Origin of the sequence: Nocardioides sp. (assembly GCF_036493135.1) — a bacterium.
Classification (GTDB): Bacteria; Actinomycetota; Actinomycetes; order Propionibacteriales; family Nocardioidaceae; genus Nocardioides.
The window spans coordinates 24,487-42,243 of sequence record NZ_DASXQG010000072.1 but is presented as its reverse complement, the minus strand read 5'-3'; the positions used below and the strand labels follow the sequence as shown (position 1 = coordinate 42,243).

Below are 17,757 nucleotides of genomic sequence, written 5' to 3'. Positions count from 1 at the left end.
GTCGGCATTCCCGGCTATCGAACCGCGGTTCGTACGCCGTCCGTGGCGACGTCCAGGACGAGCTGCGCCCACCCCGCCGGGGTGTACGACGTGAGGTCGCGGTCGTCGGCGAGCAGCACGAGCACCGACGGGCCCGCGCCGGACACGACCGCGGCGTGGCCGTCGGCGCGGAGCCGGTCGACCAGGTCCATGGAGTCCGGCATCGCGGGGCGGCGGTACGGCTGATGCAGCAGGTCCTCGGTCGCGGTGAGGAGCAGGTCCGTCCGTCCCGCCAGGGCAGCCACGAGCAGCGCGGCTCGACCGGCGTTCGCGGCGGCGTCACGATGCGGGACGACCTCGGGGAGCAGATCTCGGGCCACCGTCGTCGAGAGCGCCGTCGGCGGCACGAAGGCCACCGCACGGAGGCTCGGTGCCACCGTGGCGCGGCTCGCGTAGAAACCGTCGTCGGACCGACCGGCGACGGTCAGCCCGCCGTACACCGCGGCGGCCACGTTGTCGGGATGCCCCTCGAGCTCGGCGGCCAGCCGGAAGGCCGCGTCGTCGGCGAGCCGCTCCGGCCCTCCTCCGACGAGTGCCCGGGCCAGGAAGACACCGCCCACGATCGCCGCGGCCGAGGACCCCAGGCCCCGGGCGTGGGGGATGCGGTTGCGACAGGACAGGAGCAGTCCGTCCGGCCGTGCGCCCAGGGCATCGAAGGCGGCGTGCATCGCGCGGACCACGAGGTGCGTCTCGTCGCGCGCCACGTCGCCGGCACCTTCGCCGACCACGTCCACGCCGAGGCCCGACCCGGTGGCCGTTGCCTCGAGCTCGTCGCGCAGCTCGAGGGCGAGACCCAGCGAATCGAAGCCCGGGCCGAGGTTCGCACTGGTCGCCGGCACCCGGACCACGACGGGGCAGGAGACGAACGTCATCGGAGTCCCGCCGCCGCCGCGGCCTGCTCGACGTCCGGATCGATGACGGCGTCCACGAGGTCTCCCGCTGACTCCAGCGCGGTCGCGGTGTCCTTGAGCCCGTGACCGGTGACGGTGATGACGACGGTCAGGCCGGCGTACGACTCCCCCGCCTCGAGGTCGGCGAGCAGCCCGGCGACACCGGCGGCGGACGCCGGCTCGACGAAGACCCCGTCGCGACGGGCGAGCTCCGCCTGGGCGGTCAGGATCTGGCCGTCGCTGAGTGCCCGGAACCGTCCACCGGACTCGTGGGCGGCGGCTTCGGCCTGCTTCCACGACGCGGGGTTGCCGACCCGGATCGCGGTGGCCTTGGTCTCGGGGTCGGGGAACGGCTCACCGGTCACGAGGGGCGCGGCCCCCTCGGCCTGGAAGCCGCGCATCCGGGGCTTGCGGGTGGTGCGGCCGAGCACGGCGTACTGCTCATAGCCCAGCCAGTACGCCGTGATGTTGCCGGCGTTGCCGACCGGCAGCAGATGGACGTCGGGCGCATCGCCGAGGAAGTCGACGATCTCGAACGCCGCGGTCTTCTGACCCTGCAGGCGCACGGGGTTCACGGAGTTGACCAGCGCGACGGGATAGGTCCACGACAGGGTCCGGGCGAGCTCGAGGCAGCGGTCGAAGTTGCCGCGCACCATCACGATCAGCGCGCCGTGGACGATCGCCTGGGCCATCTTCCCGGACGCGATCTTGCCCTCGGGCAGCAGCACGATCGGGGTCAGGCCGGCACGCGCGGCATACGCCGACATCGACGCGGAGGTGTTGCCGGTCGACGCGCAGACCACCGCCTGGGCGCCCTCGTGCCGGGCGACGGAGATGGCGGCCGTCATGCCGCGGTCCTTGAACGAGCCGGTCGGGTTGTCGCCCTCGATCTTCAGCCAGACATCACCGTCGGCCCGCTCGGAGAGCCAGTCGGAGTGGACCAACGGCGTGCCGCCCTCACGCAGCGTGACGGGCTCGAGGTCCTCGGGGATCAGGTCGAGGTAGGGGCGGTACTCCTCGATCACACCCCGCCACTGGGCGGTCATTCGGCCATCCCTTCGACCCGCATCACCGAGCTGACCTCGCGCACGCAGGACAGTCCCCGGAGCCGCTCGACGGTGCGGCTGAGCTGCGCGTCGGTGGCGTCGTGCGAGACGACGACGAGCTGCGCGTCGGCGCCGCGGCCTTCCTGGCGCAGCGTCTGGATCGAGACGTCCTCCTGGGCGAAGGCGGTCGCGATCTCGGCCAGCACGCCCGCGCGGTCGTCCACGTCGACGGCGATGTGGTAGCGCGTCCGGGTCTCGCCCATCGGTAGCACGACCCGGTCGGCGTACGACGACTCGCCGGCGCCGCGGGTCTCACCGAGCCGGTTGCGGGCGACGCTCACCAGGTCTCCGAGCACCGCGCTGGCGGTCGGTGCCCCGCCGGCACCGGGGCCGTAGAACATCAGCTGCCCGGCGGCGTCGGACTCGACGAAGACCGCGTTGAACGCCTCGCGGACGCTGGCCAGCGGGTGCGACCTCGGGATCATCGCCGGGTGGACGCGCACCGAGACGCCGTCCCCCGCGAGCTCCGCGATCGCGAGCAGCTTGACGACACTGCCCATCTGAGCGGCCGAGGCGATGTCGGCGGCGGTGACGTCGGTGATGCCCTCGCGATGGACGTCGGCGGCGGTGACCCGGGAGTGGAAGGCCAGGCTCGCCAGGATCGCGGCCTTGGCCGCGGCGTCGAAGCCCTCGACGTCGGCGGTCGGGTCCGCCTCCGCGTACCCGAGGTCCTGCGCCTCCTCCAGCGCCTCCTCGAACCCGGCGCCGGTCGTGTCCATCTTGTCGAGGATGAAGTTCGTGGTGCCGTTGACGATGCCGAGCACCCGGGTGACCCGGTCGCCGGCCAACGACTCACGCAGCGGCCGCAGGATCGGGATCGCACCCGCGACCGCGGCCTCGTAGTAGAGGTCGCGGCCGGCCTTCTCGGCAGCCTCGAAGAGCGTCGGGCCGTCCTCGGCCAGCAGCGCCTTGTTGGCGGTGACCACGCTGGCGCCGTACTCGAGTGCGGACAGGATCAGCGCACGGGCCGGTTCGATGCCGCCGATCACCTCGACGACCACGTCCACGTCGTCGCGGGCGACCAGTCCGGCGGCGTCCGTGGTGAGCAGTCCGTCCGGGACGTCGACCTCGCGCGGCGCGTCGATCCGGCGTACGGCGACGCCCACGAGGTGCACCGGCGCGCCGACCCGGGCGGCGAGGTCGCCGGCCTGCTCGGTCAACAGTCGCACCACCTGCGAGCCGACGGAGCCGCAGCCGAGCACGGCGACGTTCAGCGGCTTCACGTCGCAACTCCCAGGTCGGTGGCCAACAGGTCGTCCACAGTCTCGCGGCGCACGATCGTCGTCGCCACGCCGTCCCGCACCGCGACCACCGGCGGACGCAGCGCGTGGTTGTAGTTGGACGCCATCGAGCGACAGTAGGCCCCGGTCGACGGTACGGCGAGAAGGTCGCCCGGGCGGACGTCGGCGGGCAGGAACTCGTCCTTGACCACGATGTCGCCGGCCTCGCAGTGCTTGCCGACCACCCGGACCAGCGCCGGCGGTGCGTCTGACTCCCGCGACGCGATCGTGCAGGAGTAGTCGGCGTCGTAGAGGGCGGTGCGGATGTTGTCGCTCATGCCGCCGTCGACGCTCACGTAGGTGCGCACCGCTCCCCCGTCGAGCTCGACCCGCTTGACGGTGCCGACGGTGTAGACGGTGCACATCGCCGGGCCGACGATGGCGCGACCGGGCTCGATCGACAAGCGAGGTTGCCCGATTCCGAGCGCACGGCACTCGTGCTCGACGATCTTGGTGATCTCGATCGCGAGCTGTGCGGGGTCGGACGGGTCGTCCTGGGTGGTGTAGGCGATGCCGAAGCCGCCGCCGAGGTCGAGCTCTGCCAACGTGACGCCGAGCTCCTGGCCGACCTGCGCGTGCAGGGCCAGCACGCGACGGGTCGCCACCTCGAAGCCCGAGGTGTCGAAGATCTGGCTACCGATGTGCGAGTGCAGCCCGAGCAGCTCCAGGCCCGGGGCGGCGACGACACGGCGTACGGCCTCCAGGGCGTCGCCGGAGGTGATCGAGAAGCCGAACTTCTGGTCCTCGTGGGCGGTCGCGATGTATTCGTGGGTGTGGGCCTCGACCCCGGCCGTGACGCGCACCATGAGGCGGGCGGAGCGGCCGAGCGAGGCGGTCACGCGCTCGAGCCGCTCGATCTCGTTGAAGGAGTCGACCACGATCCGGCCCACTCCCTCGGCCACGGCGCGCGTCAGCTCGACCTCGGTCTTGGTGTTGCCGTGGTAGCCGAGCCGAGCCGGGTCGAAGCCCGCGCGCAGCGCGACGGTCAGCTCGCCGTCGGAGCAGACGTCGAGCGACAGCCCCTCCTCGGCGACCCAGCGGGCGACCGTCGTGCAGAGGAACGCCTTGCCGGCGTAGAACACGTCGTACCCGGCGAAGGCCTCGCGGAAGGCGCGCGCCCGGGCGCGCAGGTCGGCCTCGTCGAGCACGTACGCCGGCGTGTTGACGTTGGCGACGAGCTCCGGGATCGGGACGCCGCCGACGATGAGGTCACCGTCGACCTTCCGCGTGGTCGACGACCACAGCGCCGGGACCAGGGCGTTGGCATCGTCGGGCGGGCGCAACCAGCCCGGACCGCGCAGGGCACCGTCGGCGTGCGCCCAGCCGGCCTCGTGGGTCGGGCTCACATCCGGTCCGGCGCGGAGACGGCCAACAGGCCGAGCCCGTTGGCCAGCACGATCCGGGTCGCCTCGACCAAACGGAGCCGCGCGCCATGGAGGTCGCTCGGCTCCTCGTCGCCCATCGGCAGGACCCGGCAGTTGTCGTAGAAGCGGTGGTATGACGCGGCCGTGTCCTCGAGGTAGCGCGCGACCCGGTGCGGCTCACGCAGCGTCGTCGCCGCCGTGACGACGCGCGGGAACTCCGCCAGCGCGCGCAGGAGGTCGCCCTCCTTCTCGTGCGTGAGCAGCTCCGGGTGGGAGGCGGGCTCGAGCCCGAGGTCCGCGGCGTTCCGCAGGATCGAGGCGACACGGGCGTGCGCGTACTGCACGTAGAAGACGGGGTTGTCGCTGGTCGCCTTGGCCCAGAGGTCGACGTCGATGTCGAGGTTGGTCTCGATGTGCGTGCGCACGAGCGCGTAGCGGGCGGCGTCGATCCCGATCTCGTCGACCAGGTCGAGCAGGGTGACGATGTTGCCGGTGCGCTTGCCCATCCGCACCACGGAGCCGTGGCTGAGCAGGTTCACCATCTGGCCGATGATGATCTCGAGGTTGACGCCGGGCTCGTCGCCGAACGCCGCGCACAGCGCCATCATCCGGCCGACGTAGCCGTGGTGGTCGGCGCCGAGCAGGATCAGGCACCGGTCGAAGCCGCGCTCGCGCTTGTCGAGGTAGTACGCCGCGTCGCCGGAGATGTAGGCGCCGTGACCGTCGCTCTTGACGATCACGCGGTCCTTGTCGTCGCCGTACTTCTCGGTGCGGAGCCAGGTGGCGCCGTCCTGCTCGTAGATGTTGCCGAGCTCGCGCAGCCGCGCGATGGCGCGATCGGTGGCGCCCGACTCGTAGAGGTCGTTCTCGTGGAAGTACGTGTCGAAGGGCACCCGGAAGTCGGCGAGGGTCTGCTTGATCTCGTCGAACATGATGCCGACGCCGTACTGCCGGAACGCCTCGAGTGCTTCCTCGTCGGGCAGATCCGGCGCCTCGGGGTGGTCGGCGACGATCGCGGCCGCGACCTCGGCGATGTACTGCCCGGGGTAGCCGTCCTCGGGTGTTGGCTGGTGACGTGCGGAGGCGAGCAGCGACCTGCTGTACCGGTCGATCTGGGCGCCGTGGTCGTTGAAGTAGTACTCCCGGCTCACCTGGTAGCCGCTCGCCTCGAGCAGTCGCGAGAGGCTGTCGCCGACCGCGGCCCAGCGGGCACTGGCCAACGTCACCGGACCGGTCGGATTGGCCGAGACGAACTCGACGTTGACCTTCTGCTTGCCGCCCTCCTCGGACCCGCCGTACGCCGAGCCCGCCGCGACGATGTCGTCGGCGACCGCGCCCTGGGCAACGGCGTCGACGCTGATGTTGAGGAAGCCCGGCCCGGCGATGTCGACGCCCGCGATGCCGTCGGCGGCGCCGAGTCGCTCGGCGATCAGCGACGCGAAGTCGCGTGGAGACGTGCCGGCCCGCTTGGCCAGCTGGAGGGCGACGTTCGTCGCATAGTCGCCGTGGCCCTTCTGCCGGGGTCGCTCCACCGTGACCGTATCGGGCAGGCCGTCGGGCAGCGTGATCGCGCCCTCGGCGGAGAGGTCCGCCAGGGACGCGACGATCAGGTCGGAGAGCTGCTCGGGTGTCACCGGGCCAGGGTATCGGCGCACGGCGCGGGACCTCGCCCGACTTCCGCCAACCGGATCGGCGAGGCTGCCCGGGCCTCGACGCCGGTTTCTCGCGCCGCCTGCTGCGCTTGTAAGGTCGTCCCACCCGAGCCCCCGTAGCTCAGGGGATAGAGCACCGCCCTCCGGAGGCGGGAGCGAAGGTTCGAATCCTTCCGGGGGCGCGTTTTTCGCCGGGTACAGAGACCCCCCGGCACGCCTCAGGGCGTCACTTCACCTGATGGGGGCCACCCGCCGGTCGATCCGGGCGGCGAGGCGGGTGGTGTCGGCGGTGGTCCAGCCGGGGGGCGGAAGGATCGTGGCCCAGGCGTAGACCGGAGCCGTGCCGAACTGGTGGCCCTGCCCTGCTGGGGCGTCATTGGCGACCATCTGGTCGGCGCCCAGCTGCAGCATCGTGATGATCGGGATCCAGTGGACGGACGGTGAGACGTCGCGGCCGCGCGGCTCGGACAGCCAGTCGGGCTTGTGCAGTGCCAGGGACCAGTCCCACCAGGTGACCGGGTCGTTCGCGTGCTGGAGGTAGACGACCCGGGAGCCGGTCCAGGAGTCCTCCGTGCCGAAGACCGGCGGGCTGTCGGCGAAGCGGACGGTCGCGCCGCCCTCGTAGGTCGGCAGCACCTCGGGTGTGCCGGGGTCCCGGTCTGCGGTGAACCGACTCCACAGCGAGTTGTTGTTGGTGGGCCCGACGAAGAGCGCGCCGTCCGTCCGGGTGGCGAGGTCCTGGGCGCCGCTGAACGCTGCCTCGGCACCGAAACTGCCCAGGCTCTCGCCACTCACCACGAGCTTCGGCCGGTGAGCGGGCGGCAGCTCCTTCCAGTGCGCATAGACGTCGTCGAACAACAGCCGACCTGCGGTCTCGGCACGGTTCCCGTCCACGAGGAACGACAGCAGGCTCGGCAGATAGGAGTACTGCATGCTGACCGTGGCGGTGTCGCCGCCCCACATGTACTCGAGAGCCTGGGCCTGGTTCTCGTTCACCCAGCCGCGACCGGTGCCGGTCACGACGTTGAGGACGGCACGCTTGAAGCCGCCCATCCGCTCGAGCTCAGCGACTGCCTGAGCGGCCTCCTGCCTCAGGTCGACCTCGCCGTCGGTGCCGACGCCGACGTAGGCCCGGACCGGTGCCATCGCCGGCTGGTCCGTGAACGACGCGATCTGGGCGCGGGTCGGCGCGTTGGCGATGAAGACCCGGCCCTGTCGACCGAGGTCGTCCCAGGTCACCCCCGACCGCGGACCGCCGGACAGGAAGCGGCTCGTGGGCGCGGGGGTGTCGGTGGAGAACTCGTCGTTGGCCGCCATGAACGTCGCATCGAGGGTCTCGAGCAGCCGGTTGGTGGCGACGCCCGTGACCAGCACGTAGGCCACCAAGGCGACGACGAGGCCCCCGACCACGGTCGCGGCCCTGGCCGGTAGGAACCGGCCGACGAACCGGCCCACGACGCGGCCCGCAGCCTTGAGTCCGCGCGCCACCGCCAGCATGACGACGAAGAGGATCGCGCCGATGGCGAGCATCAGCAGCGGGCTGCCGATCCCGATCCGGTCGAGGCCGACGAGGTCGCGCAGCCGGTTCTCCCAGCGGAGGTACGCCGCCAGCATCACGAGGGTGCCGACGAGGGCCGCGACACCGACGACGAGCCAGGCTCGACGACGCGGCCGGCCCACCAACCGACCTCCACAGATGCGTACCAGCCAGCCGAGAAGGGCGCCGAGCCCGTAGCCGACGAGCGCCGCGACCGCCATCACGACGCCCTGGTAGACCGGGCTGCGTGGCAGCAGCGATGGGGTCAGTGAGGCCCAGAACAGCAGTGTCGCGCCCGCGGTCGCGGCGAACGGCGCACGCAGCTGACGTCGGAGCCGGGCCAACACAGGCCTCATGGTGGCATGCGCGTGCCTGCGAGCCTCTTGGCTTGGCCTCGGCCGGCGGCCCCTTCGCCGCCCACGGCCGTTAGCCTCGCAAACGTGACCGAGTACCAGGTGACCTACTGGCGCGAGCTGCCCTCGATGGTGGTGGCCCGCGAGGGGGACGCGACCGTGATCAAGAGCCAGCTGGCTCAGCGGTTCCAGGACGCGATCGACGACGCCGCCATGCGACTGGGCGAGACCGGCGCCGACGCCTACCTCGCCGGGTGGGCGCGAGGCGAGTGGACGCCGGCCGAGGGCGGCGGGACCGAGGTGTGCGACCGCGTGGTCGCCGAGCTGGAGAAACAGTGGCCCGACGCGCGGCTGACCGAGTACCTCGACGGGCTCGAGGCGGCGCCGTAGGCGCACTGAGCCCGGATCCACCGAACCCGTCGAGGACCGACCTCTGGTCGGCGCGTGGGCTCCCGGTGACCCGGCTGTCCGCCGGCTGAGCCCAGCAGCCGCTGAGCTCCTCCCCGGCTCCCGCGGACGGCCGCGGCGCGTGCAGCCGGGTTCGCCTCCACCCGCCACGCAGACTCGTCGCATGCCCTCGCTGTCGCGCCTGACCGACCGGCCGACAGCGGCCACCGTCGTGATTGCCGGCGTGGGCGTCGTCGGGTCGGCCCTGGTCGCGCGGGCGTCGTACGTCGTCGGCACGCTGCCCGGCCACCACCTCGACCGGGCCGCCGCGACGGGGGCGTACCGATGGCCTTACGAGATCGGCGTCGCGCTCCTCGTGCTCGCCTGGCTGGCGCTGGGTCGGCTCGTGCTCGACCCGACCGTCCCGGGGATGACCCGCCGGGTGTGCTGGGCCGCGGCCGCGATGGCCGCTCCTCTGCTCGTCGCGGCGCCGGTGACCAGCCAGGACGTCTGGTCCTACTTGGCACAGGCCAACGTCGCCGCCCACGGACTCGACCCGTACTCCGTGGGTCCGAACGCGGTCCCCGGTCCCTTCGCCCACGCCGTCGCCCACGAGTGGACCGACCATCCGTCGCCGTACGGACCGTTGTGGGTCGGGCTCAGCCGGGTCGTCGTCCAGATCGCACAGCCGCATCCCTGGGCCGGGATGTTCCTCCTGAGACTCGTCGCGGCCGCCGGGATCGTGGCGACCGGTTTCGCGCTGACCCGCCTGTGTCGAGCCACCGGGTGGCGAGCCGAGGTGGCACTATGGCTGACCCTGGCCGGTCCGTTCGCCCTGCTGATGCTGGTCGGGGCGGTGCACAACGACTCGGTGATGCTGGCACTCCTGGTCGGCGGCGTGACGGTCGCGGCCACCGTCCGTTCCCTGCGGACCGCGATCCTGGTCGGTGCCGTCCTGGTCGGCGCCGCTGCCGCGGTCAAGGTCACCGCGTTGGTGGCCTTGCCCTTCCTGCCGCTGGTCTGGCACTGGTACGCCGCGGACTCCGACGCCGCCGACCCCGCCAACCGGAGGCCACCGACACTCGGGCGCTGGATCGTCGCCGGGACGGCCAGTGTGACCGCCGGCGTGGCCGCCCTCCTGCTGACCGGACCGCTTCTCGGGTTCGACCTGGGCTGGATCTCACAGGTCGGGGACGGGACCGTGGGCGTGAGCTGGCTCTCGGTGCCGCAACAGGTCGGGAACCTCCTCCACCTGGTGGCGCCGGACCGGGTCGCGGGCCACGCGCGGGACCGCTACTCACTCATGCACCCGATCGGCCTTGCCCTCCTGGCCCTAGGTCTCGCGGTGGTGACACTCACCGCCCGTCGCCGGCCTCCCCTGCGCACCCTGACCTGGGTGACCCTGCTGCTGGTGGTGAGCAGCCCGGCCCCGCGCCCCTGGTACCTGCTGTGGCCGTTGGTGTTTCTGGCCGCCGACCGCCTCTCGCCGCGCGCGCTCGTCGCGGTGGTGGCGGGGTCGGCGACGCTGGCCCTCTGGTTCCCACCCGCGGTCCACCCGGCGGTGCCCGAGTGGATCCTGCCGGCGCTCTTCTTCCCGCTCGCAGCGCTGATCGTGCTGACGGTGCTCCCCACGACCGCGCGCCGACCGACGTCGACACCCCCGTCGGCCTGAGCCCGTGGCCTGTAGCGAACCACTGGGGTGCGCAACGGTGCTTCAAGCCCGGGCTGCTGGTGCCACCCAGCACCGGCATCCGTTGGATGCGACGCACCCTCATCCCCAGTCGGTCCACCTCGAGCATCGCGCCTCGAAGCCGTTCGGCTCGGTCGCCGTGTTCGGCGCCCAGTCCGGCAGCTTCCAGACGGCTAGCGGCGTCAACGGCGCGAAGGCTCACAAGACAGCGCTGGTGAACGTCGCCACCAACGAGGCGGTCGCGAGCGCCATCAACCCGGTCGGTGGCAAGGACGCGTTGCTGTGCACCGAGGGCCAAACGATCTTCCAGCGCGGACGAGTCGATCGCCGACATCCAGTACACGGCCAACGACACCTTGGCGGTGCTGCACGGCCCCGCGACCACGGCCACCGGCTGGGCGCTCACCCTCGTCAAGAAGGTTCCGCAGGGGCATCACGCGATCAAGGGATCGACCGCGACCACCGCGCCCGACGGAGCCGGCAGCCTTTCGGTCTGGCCACCGCCGGAGTCACTCCGATGAATCGGTTGACCCGGTCACCCGTTTCGACCTAGGCCGGGGCGGCGCCTGCAGCGCAGAATGCGCTCATGGCCTCGCCCCCACAGGTCCCTACGGCCGAGGAGACCCCCGCGGCCTCGGAGGCGGTGCTCGACCGCCGCCGGATGAACCTGGTCTTCGTCACCGTGATGGGCGGGATGCTGCTGGCCGCGCTCGACCAGACCATCGTCTCGACGGCCCTGCCGACCATCGTCGGCGACCTGGGCGGCGCCGACCACCTGTCGTGGGTGGTCTCGGCGTACCTGCTCACCGACACCGTGGCCACGGTTTTGGCCGGCAAGCTCGGGGACCTGTTCGGCCGCAAGCTGGTCTTCCAGGTCTCGGCGGGGTCGTTCGTGCTGGCTTCGGCCGCGTGCGGTCTCGCCCAGAGCATGTCGTGGCTGATCGCGGCGCGCGCCGTCCAGGGGTTCGGGGCCGGCGGGCTCCTGGTCACCGCCACGGCGGTCATCGGCGACGTGATCCCGCTGCGCGAGCGTGGCAAGTACCAGGGCGCGCTGGGCGCGGTGTTCGGCGTCACCACCGTGCTCGGGCCGCTGCTCGGCGGCCTGTTCACCGACCACCTGTCGTGGCGCTGGGCCTTCTACGTCAACCTGCCGATCGGGATCGGGGTGGTCGTCCTCGCCGCCGCGACGATGCCGCACCTCGAGGGCGTCGGCCGACCGGTGATCGACTACTTCGGCGCCGTCTGCGTGGCCGCCAGCGCCGGCTGCCTGACCCTGGCCGTCTCGTGGGGCGGCACCCAGTACGCCTGGGACTCACCGACCATCATCGGGCTGTTCGTCGTCTCGGCGGTCAGCCTGGGGCTGTTCGTGCTGGCGGAATCGCGCGCGGCCGACCCGATCCTGCCACTGCGGCTGTTCCGCTCGTCGGTGTTCACGATCTCGGTCATCCTGGCGTTCATCGTGGGCTTCGCCATGCTCGGCGCGATGACCTTCCTGCCTACGTTCCTGCAGTACGTCGACGGCGTGTCGGCCACCGTGTCGGGTCTACAGATGCTGCCCCTCGTGGTCGGTCTCCTGCTCACCTCCATCGCCTCCGGCACCATCATCGGCAGAACCGGTCGCTACCGCTGGTTCCCGATCGTCGGCACCCTGCTGATGGCCATCGGGCTCTGGCTGCTCTCACGCATGAACGCGTCCACGCCGTGGGGGGTCCGCGCCCTCTACATGTTGGTGTTGGGCTGCGGCATCGGGTTGTCGATGCAGGTGCTCACGATCATCGTGCAGAACACCGCGGCGTACCGCGACCTCGGCGTGGCCACCTCCGGCGTGACCTTCTTCCGCACCCTCGGCAGCTCGTTCGGAGCCTCGATCTTCGGCACCGTCTACGCCAACGTCCTGAGCAACCACCTGCCCGCGGCGTACGCCGCGTCGCCGGGGGTCGACCCGACCCGGACCACCACGCCCGAGGCTCTGCACTCCTACCCACCGGAGCAGATCACGGCCATCGTCGACGCCTACGCACACGCGCTCCAGGTCGTCTTCCTGGCGGCCGCGCCGGTCGCCCTGGCCGCGTTCGTGCTGGCGTGGTTCCTCAAGGAGGTGCCGCTCCGCGGCAGCACGCGGGCCGGGGCGGCCGATGTGGGGGACGGCTTCGGGATGCCCGAGAACAGCGACCGGGTGCGCCGCCTCGAGCTCGCCATCGGCCGGCTCTCCAGCAGGGTCACCCGCGACGACCTGATCGCGATCTGGCGCGAGGCCGGAACCCGGCTCGGGGTGGCCGATGGCTGGTGCCTGGCCCAGGTGCACGCGCGCGCCGATCTCGGCATCCGCCCGACGCTGGAGTCGGTCGCGCTCCGGGTGCGGGTGCCCCAGGAGGTGCTGGCACCGGCCTTCGCCGCCGCGATGAAGCGTGGGTACCTCGTCGACCACGACAACGTGCTCACACTCACCGAGACCGGGCAGCGCGAGGTCGCGCTGCTGGTGAGGGCCCGCCGTGCCTGGCTGGCCCGCGAGCTCAGCGACTGGGGGGCCGAGGACGACGCGCTCCTGGCCGAGGCGTTGGACAACCTCGCGCGACGCCTGCTGGACGAGAGCACCGGCAGGGAGCTCGAAAGCGTTGCCGGCTGAGTCGGGCGGATCCCTCTCCGGCGCGTACCCGGCGCTCGCGGTGGCCGACCCGGTCGCCGTGGACTGATCACTGGTGGACGAGATGGATGACCGAGTCGTCGCCATGGGAGAGCCACAGGTCCTGGTCGAGGACCTCGATGGCGGGGTGTGAGCTCAGGAAGTCGGTCAGCCACGCGTCCTGCCGGCTCAAGGCGTCCTCGCAGGCCTTCCTCGTCGAGGCCAGGGCAGGGACGACCAGGTCGTCGCCCTCGATGGAGGCGCCACCGAACAGCGTGTTGCAGTCCGCGTTCACCGACAACGAGTCGCTCTGGAACCGGATCTCGACCTCCGTCCCCGGCACGAGGCTGACGTCGGGATCCAGCACGCTGTCCGCAACCCAGACACCGCCCTCCAGCTGCGACAGATCAGCGGGTGTCTGAGCAAGGCCGCCTACGTCGACGCGAGGCTGTGAGTTGTCACACGCGGTGAGAGCCAGCGCGACCATCAAGCCGCCTACCGCGAAGCGAACGCCCGATACGCGCATGATCATCGTCCTCCTCGTCGTCAGAACTCCACGGGATCGCGGACGATGGGGCAGGTCATGCAGTGGCCGCCGCCACGCCCACGCCCGAGCTCGGCACCGACGATCGTGATCACCTCGACGCCGGCCTTGCGGAGCAGGGTGTTGGTGAGCGTGTTGCGGTCGTAGGTGAAGACCACCCCCGGCTCGAGAGCCACCGCGTTGTTGCCGCTGTCCCACTGCTGCCGCTCGGACTGGTAGACGTCGCCGCCGGTGTCGATGACCTGGATCGAGTCCAGGCCGAGCGCGCGGGCCACCACGTCGACGAACCTCGCCGAACCCTCGTCCACGACCTGGACGCCGGGTGCCTGGTCCGACGGCAGCAGGGTGAAGGTGTGCACGGCGTCCATGATCGTCGGGTAGAGCGTGACGATGTCGCGGTCGACGAACGTGAACACGGTGTCGAGGTGCATCGCGGCCCGCAGCTTCGGCATACCGGCGATGATCACGCGCTCCGCGGCGCCCTGGGCGAAGAGCGCCGCGGCGACCTGGGTGATGGCCTGTCGCGAGGTCCGCTCGCTCATGCCCATCAGCACCACGCCGTTCCCGACCGGCATGATGTCGCCGCCCTCGAACGTCGCCTCCCCCCAGTCGCGCTCCGGGTCGCCCCACCAGACCGTCGAGCCGGCGTAGTCCGGGTGGAACTCGTAGATCGCCTTGTAGATGAGGGTCTCGTCCTTGCGTGCGGGCCAGTACAGCGGGTTCATGGTCAAGCCGCCGTAGAGCCAGCACGTGGTGTCTCGCGTGTAGAGCGTGTTGGGCAGTGGCGGCATCAGGTACTCCCGGACGCCGGTCGACTCGCGCGCGAGCGCGATGTAGTCGGTGCGGTGGTCCTCGGGCAGGTCGTTGGTGGCCATGCCGCCGATCAGGTACTCGGCGAGCTGGCGCGGCGCCAGCGACTCGAGGTACGCGCGGGTCGCGTCGACCAGTCCGATCCCGACGTGGTTGGGCTCGATCTTGCGGTCCAGCAACCAGTCGCGCGCCCCGTCGACCTCCATCGTCTGCGCCACGAGGTCGTGCAGCTCGACCACCTCGACTCCGCGCTGGGTGAGCTTGTTGACGAAGTCGGCGTGGTCGCGCTGGGCGTTCTCGACCCACATCACGTCGTCGAAGAGCAGCTCGTCGTTGTTGCTCGGCGTGAGCCTCCGGTGGGCCAGACCGGGCGCGCAGACCAGCACCTTGCGGAGCCGGCCGACCTCGGAGTGGACGCCGTACGTCGAAGAGACAGACTCGGTCATGGGGTTGCCTTTCTTGTCGGGGCGGGAACGCCGTCTCAGATCGTGATGCGCCCGGTCCACAGTCCCACGGCGCCGATGATGCCCGCCGCCACGATCACCACGCAGAGCGCCATCTCGGTGGCGCTGAAGATGCGGCGTCCGCGTTCGCTGCGGGCCTTGACGTAGAGCAGCGTGGCCGGGGCGAGGATCACCGTCGACAGCAGCAGGAACTTCAGCCCGGCCGCGTCGAAGAGGAACAGGGTGTAGGCCGTCGCGATGCCGGCGAAGATCGTCTCCCTGCGACGCGTGCCGGGACTGACGGACTCGTAGGACTCTCCGATCAGGCCCAGCTTGAGGGCGTAGGCCGCCGCCAGGAAGTACGGGATCAGAGCCAGGCTGGTGCACAGGTCGAGCATGAAGTTCAAGGCGTCGGTGAGGATGAGCGTGGCCGCCAGCAGGCCCTGGACGGCCAGTGAGGTCACGACGAGGGCCGTGATCGGGGTGCCGTGGGCGTTCTCCTGGCCGAGGAACTCGGGGAAGTCCTCGTTCCGGGACGGGATGTACATGACCTCGGCCGCCATCAGCGTCCAGGCGAGGTAGGCGCCGAGGACCGACACGATCACCGCGACGCTGATGAAGACCTTGCCCCAGTCGCCGACGACGTACTGGAACACCCCGATCATCGACGGCTGCCGGGTGTCGGCGATCTGCGGCTGCGTCATCACGGAGTAGCTCGAGAGGGTGACCAGGGCGAAGATCGACAGCACGCTCAAGAATCCGAGGACGGTCGCCTTGCCGACGTCCTCGCGCCTCTTGGCGTAGCGCGAGTAGACGGTGGCGCCCTCGATGCCGAGGAAGACGAACGTCGTGATGATCATCGTGTTGCGGACCTGCTCGTTGAGGTTGCCGAGGTCGCCGTACCCGGTGGCGGTCCAGTTGTCGCGGAAGACACCCGCGTCGAAGTTCACGAACAGCACGACGATGAAGACCAGGATCGGGAGGATCTTGAAGACGGTGACGATCCGGTTGATCACGGCGGCGTCGCGCACACCCCGGGCGATCAGGATGTGGAAGAGCCACACGCCCACGGTCGAGACGCTCGCCGCGAGCACCGTGTCACCGTCGCCGAAGCTGTCCCAGAACGTGCCGATGGTCGCGGAGATGAAGACCCAGTAGAAGGTGTTGCCGGCGACGGCGCTCGCCCAGAACCCGATCGCGGAGTTGAAGCCGGCGTAGTCCCCGAACCCCGCCTTGGCGTAGATGAAGACACCGGAGTCCAGGTCGGGCTTGCGGATCGCGAGATTCTGGAAGACGAAGGCCAGCATCAGCATCCCGGCACCCGCGATCGCCCACGCGATCAGCGAACCAAGGATCCCGGTCGCGACCCCGAAACGGGCCGGCAGCGAGAACACGCCCGCGCCGACCATCCCTCCGACCACCATCGCGGTCAGGGTCGGCAACGTCATCTTGGCGACGATGCCTGACGTGGTTCCTGCTGCGGTTTCGGCGTCTGTGCTCATGCTGTCTCCTCGATCGGACCGTTGGTGGTGTCGACCTTCTCGATGCGGAACCCGGTGAAGCCGTACAGGACGCTCAGTACCGGACTTGCGTAGGAGAAAATGGCGTACGGAAGGTAGAGCAAGGTCGACACTCCGAGCGTGGCGGCCATGAACGCGCCGCAGGAGTTCCAGGGCACCAGCGGCGAGGTGACCGTGCCGCTGTCGGCGGCGAGCCGGGACAGGTTGGTCGGGGCGAGACCGCGTCTGGCGAACTCCGCACGGAAGATCCGCGTCGGCAGGACCAGCGCGATGTACTGGTCCCCGGCGACGACGTTGAGGCCGAAGCCGCAGACGAAGACCGCCACGAACAGTTGACCGGTCGACGTGGCCATGGCGAACAATGGCGCCACGAGCCGGGTGATCAGGCCGAACTCCTCGAGCATCGCGCCGAAGGTGACCGCACCCAGGATCAGCCAGATCGTGAGCAGCATGCTGTCCATGCCGCCGCGGGAGAGCAGCCTGTCGACGTCGGGGATGCCGGAGTCGATCGAGAAACCGTTGGCCATGGCCAACCAGACCGCCTTGATCGACTCCACGACCACGTTGCCGGTGCCGCTGACGAAGTCGGCGTACACGTCCGGCTGGAGGAACGCCCCGAGCACCCCGGCGAACAGGGTCGACGCCAGCAATGCCAGCGACGCCGGCACCCTCCTGATCGACAGGTAGGCGAGCAGGGCGAGGGGGAGCAGCGCGAACGGGGTGATGTTGAAGACCTGGTTGAGCTTGTCCAGGTCGGACGTGGTCTCTGCGGAGGTGACGGTAACGGGCCCGGTGATGCCGAGCACGGAGAAGACCACGACGGCGATCACGAAGGCGGGCACCGACGTCCAGACCTGACGCTTGATGTGCTGGTAGACGTCGACCTCGACCATCTGCGCGGTGAGGACGGTGGTCTCCGACAGCGGCGAGGCCTTGTCGCCGAGGTAGGCACCGGAGATGACCGCGCCGGCGGTGATCTCGGGCGAGACTCCGATCAGGCCGGCGATGCCGACGAGGCCGACGCCGATCGTGGCGGCGGTGGTCCACGAGCTGCCGATGCTCAACGCCACGACGCCGCAGATCAGCGCCGTCGCTGCGTAGTACCAGCCGGGCGACAGGATCTGGATGCCGTAGTACACAAGGGTGGGGATGGTGCCGCTGAGGTTCCAGACGCCGATCAGTGCGCCCACGGCCAGGAGGATGAAGACCGCGCTCGTCACGGACGCCAGCGCGCTCCGGCCCGACTCCTGGACGGCGGAGAACTCATACCCGTTCTTCATCGCGATCAGGGCCACGACCGCGCAGCACAGGAGCAACGCGACCTGGACCGGGCCGTCGAGCGCGTCGAGCCCGAAGAGCGCCAGCGCGCCGGCGATGAGCAGGGCCAGCGTCGCCAGCGGCAGGAGGGCGTCGAACAGCGAGGGTGGCCGGATCCGGTCCAGGTCCGTCTGGTCAGACACGGGCAGACCTCCGGAACTGGACCGACGGCACCGAGACCCGGCCGACCACGTCCGTCGGG

Annotated in this window: 13 protein-coding genes and 1 tRNA gene; 4 read left to right on the top strand and 10 right to left on the bottom strand. The window is 70.6% G+C overall.

Going from position 1 to position 17,757, the window contains the following annotated elements:
- Positions 1–14: 14 nt before the first annotated feature.
- Genes thrB through argS form a run of 5 tightly spaced genes read right to left on the bottom strand, consistent with a single transcriptional unit; the run spans position 15 to position 6,313 of the window.
- Positions 15–911, bottom strand: a complete 897-nt coding sequence (gene thrB / locus VGJ24_RS13790) for a homoserine kinase (RefSeq protein WP_331501201.1) — start codon at positions 909–911, stop codon at positions 15–17.
- Entirely contained in the window at positions 908–1,975 is a 1,068-nt protein-coding gene (thrC, locus tag VGJ24_RS13785; protein WP_331501200.1) for a threonine synthase, read from the bottom strand. The genes thrB and thrC overlap by 4 nt, the downstream gene beginning before the upstream one ends.
- On the bottom strand, positions 1,972–3,258 hold the full coding sequence (locus tag VGJ24_RS13780) for a homoserine dehydrogenase (RefSeq protein WP_331501199.1): 1,287 nt from the start codon (positions 3,256–3,258) through the stop codon (positions 1,972–1,974). The genes thrC and VGJ24_RS13780 overlap by 4 nt, the downstream gene beginning before the upstream one ends.
- Positions 3,255–4,661 (bottom strand): diaminopimelate decarboxylase, encoded by a 1,407-nt coding sequence (lysA, locus tag VGJ24_RS13775; protein ID WP_331501198.1) that lies wholly within the window; start codon positions 4,659–4,661, stop codon positions 3,255–3,257. Before lysA ends, VGJ24_RS13780 begins: the two co-directional genes overlap by 4 nt.
- Positions 4,658–6,313, bottom strand: a complete 1,656-nt coding sequence (gene argS, locus VGJ24_RS13770) for an arginine--tRNA ligase (protein WP_331501197.1) — start codon at positions 6,311–6,313, stop codon at positions 4,658–4,660. The genes lysA and argS overlap by 4 nt, the downstream gene beginning before the upstream one ends.
- 128 nt (positions 6,314–6,441) lie before the next feature.
- Here argS and VGJ24_RS13765 point away from each other — a divergent pair.
- Positions 6,442–6,513: transfer RNA gene (locus tag VGJ24_RS13765), tRNA-Arg, on the top strand.
- Positions 6,514–6,562: 49 nt separating this feature from the next.
- Here VGJ24_RS13765 and VGJ24_RS13760 read toward each other — a convergent pair.
- Positions 6,563–8,224, bottom strand: coding sequence for an alpha/beta hydrolase (locus tag VGJ24_RS13760; RefSeq protein ID WP_331501196.1), 1,662 nt, complete (start codon positions 8,222–8,224; stop codon positions 6,563–6,565).
- A gap of 84 nt (positions 8,225–8,308) precedes the next feature.
- Here VGJ24_RS13760 and VGJ24_RS13755 point away from each other — a divergent pair, with 84 nt between their 5' ends.
- The 3 genes from VGJ24_RS13755 to VGJ24_RS13745 all read left to right on the top strand — a co-directional run bounded on the left by VGJ24_RS13755 (position 8,309) and on the right by VGJ24_RS13745 (position 12,924).
- Positions 8,309–8,611 (top strand): virulence factor, encoded by a 303-nt coding sequence (locus tag VGJ24_RS13755; protein WP_331501195.1) that lies wholly within the window; start codon positions 8,309–8,311, stop codon positions 8,609–8,611.
- A gap of 181 nt (positions 8,612–8,792) precedes the next feature.
- A complete protein-coding gene (mptB, locus tag VGJ24_RS13750; RefSeq protein WP_331501194.1) occupies positions 8,793–10,280 on the top strand; it encodes a polyprenol phosphomannose-dependent alpha 1,6 mannosyltransferase MptB in 1,488 nt (495 codons plus the stop codon).
- 604 nt (positions 10,281–10,884) lie between these two features.
- Positions 10,885–12,924 (top strand): MDR family MFS transporter, encoded by a 2,040-nt coding sequence (locus tag VGJ24_RS13745; RefSeq protein ID WP_331501193.1) that lies wholly within the window; start codon positions 10,885–10,887, stop codon positions 12,922–12,924.
- 67 nt (positions 12,925–12,991) lie between these two features.
- Here the strand turns inward: VGJ24_RS13745 and VGJ24_RS13740 are convergent, their stop codons facing one another.
- Genes VGJ24_RS13740 through nhaC form a run of 4 tightly spaced genes read right to left on the bottom strand, consistent with a single transcriptional unit; the run spans position 12,992 to position 17,698 of the window.
- Complete coding sequence (locus tag VGJ24_RS13740; protein WP_331501192.1) at positions 12,992–13,453, bottom strand: META domain-containing protein; 462 nt, start codon at positions 13,451–13,453, stop codon at positions 12,992–12,994.
- A gap of 14 nt (positions 13,454–13,467) precedes the next feature.
- Positions 13,468–14,721 carry an arginine deiminase gene (locus tag VGJ24_RS13735; RefSeq protein WP_331501191.1) on the bottom strand — a complete coding sequence of 418 codons (1,254 nt, stop codon included), beginning with the start codon at positions 14,719–14,721 and terminating at the stop codon, positions 13,468–13,470.
- 35 nt (positions 14,722–14,756) lie between these two features.
- Entirely contained in the window at positions 14,757–16,220 is a 1,464-nt protein-coding gene (locus VGJ24_RS13730; RefSeq protein WP_331501190.1) for a basic amino acid/polyamine antiporter, read from the bottom strand.
- Positions 16,217–17,698 (bottom strand): Na+/H+ antiporter NhaC, encoded by a 1,482-nt coding sequence (nhaC, locus tag VGJ24_RS13725; RefSeq protein ID WP_331501189.1) that lies wholly within the window; start codon positions 17,696–17,698, stop codon positions 16,217–16,219. The genes VGJ24_RS13730 and nhaC overlap by 4 nt, the downstream gene beginning before the upstream one ends.
- Between the last annotated feature and the right edge of the window lie 59 nt (positions 17,699–17,757).